Source organism: Modestobacter sp. KNN46-3 (assembly GCF_011039295.1).
On record NZ_JAAKGN010000334.1, the window covers coordinates 1 to 1,269 of the forward strand.

The 1,269-nt window shown below is 74.8% G+C and carries 2 protein-coding genes; both read left to right on the forward strand.

Annotated elements, in window-relative coordinates; translation table 11 throughout:
* Positions 1-100: 100 nt before the first annotated feature.
* Positions 101-928 carry a helix-turn-helix transcriptional regulator gene (locus tag G5C62_RS27075; RefSeq protein WP_241176176.1) on the forward strand — a complete coding sequence of 276 codons (828 nt, stop codon included), beginning with the start codon at positions 101-103 and terminating at the stop codon, positions 926-928.
* 44 nt (positions 929-972) lie between these two features.
* Positions 973-1,269: PH domain-containing protein (locus G5C62_RS27080; protein ID WP_164703423.1), on the forward strand; the 297-nt coding region annotated here is incomplete at its 3' end.

Below are 1,269 nucleotides of genomic sequence, written 5' to 3' on the forward strand. Positions count from 1 at the left end.
TGCGGCCGGCCAAGCGTGCGGGCCGGTGCACGAGGGCACAAGGAGACCCTTGATGCTGGTACTGGCACCACCACCCGACGTCGTCCCCAGGAGGTTCCGCGTGACCGGTTCCCCACGCACCGAGCTGGCGGCCTTCCTGCGCTCCCGGCGTCGGCAGGTGGAGCCCGCCTCCGTGGGGCTGCCCGGGCACGGCGCCCGGCGCGCACCCGGGCTGCGTCGGGAGGAGGTCGCGCTGCTGTCCGGCGTCAGCCACACCTGGTACACGTGGCTGGAGCAGGGCCGGGACATCTCGCCGTCCCGGCAGGTGGTGGACGCCGTCGCCCGCACGCTGCAGCTCTCGCCGGCCGAGCACGAGTACGTGCTGCGGCTCACCGGGCACGCCGCGACCGCCCCGGCCGAGCCCGGTCCGGCGGAGCTGCCGGCACACGCCGTGCGGCTGCTGGACGCCCTGGGCCCCTCCCCCGCCTTCGTCCTCACCCACAGCTGGTCGATCCTCGGCTGGAACACCGCCTACGAGCGGCTCTACCCCGGGGTGGCCACGGCGCCGGAGGGCGAGCGGAACCTGCTGTGGGTGGTGTTCACCGACCCCGCCGTGCGCAGCCTGCTCGGCGACTGGGCCACCGACAGCCGGCGCTTCCTCACCCAGTTCCGGGCCGAGGTCGGCCGTCGGGTGCACGACCCGGCCGTCGTCGACCTGGTCACCCGGCTGCAGGGGGCCAGCGAGCACTTCCGGGCCGGCTGGGCCAGCCACGACGTCGACTCGTTCAGCTCCAGCGAGCGCCGCTTCGAGCACCCGCGGGTGGGCATCCTGCTGCTGGAGCACCACCAGCTCACCCTGGCGGACTCCCCCGACCTGCACCTGGTCGTCTACACGGCCGCCGCGGGCACCGATAGCGCCGCCCGGCTGGCCCGGCTGAGCAGCGACTGACCGACCCCCACCGGCCACCCCGCCGGATCTGGGACCATCGGGGTGTGGCTGTCGCTCGCATGCGGATGAGCCGGATCGCGCTCGTCCCCGTCCTCTTCCTGACGATCTGCGTGCTCCCGGTGACCGTCGGCTCGCCCTGGGCGTGGCTGCTGATGGCGGTGCCGCTGGCGCTGGCCGCCTGGGTGTTCCGGGTCGGCGTCGACCTCGGGGACGACGGGGTCACCGTGCGGTCGCTGGTCGCCCGCCGCACGATCGCCTGGCCCGACGTGGCCGGCATCCGGGTCGGTGAGCGCGCCGACCTGTGGCTGGTCACGACCGCCGGCACCCAACTGCAGCTGCCG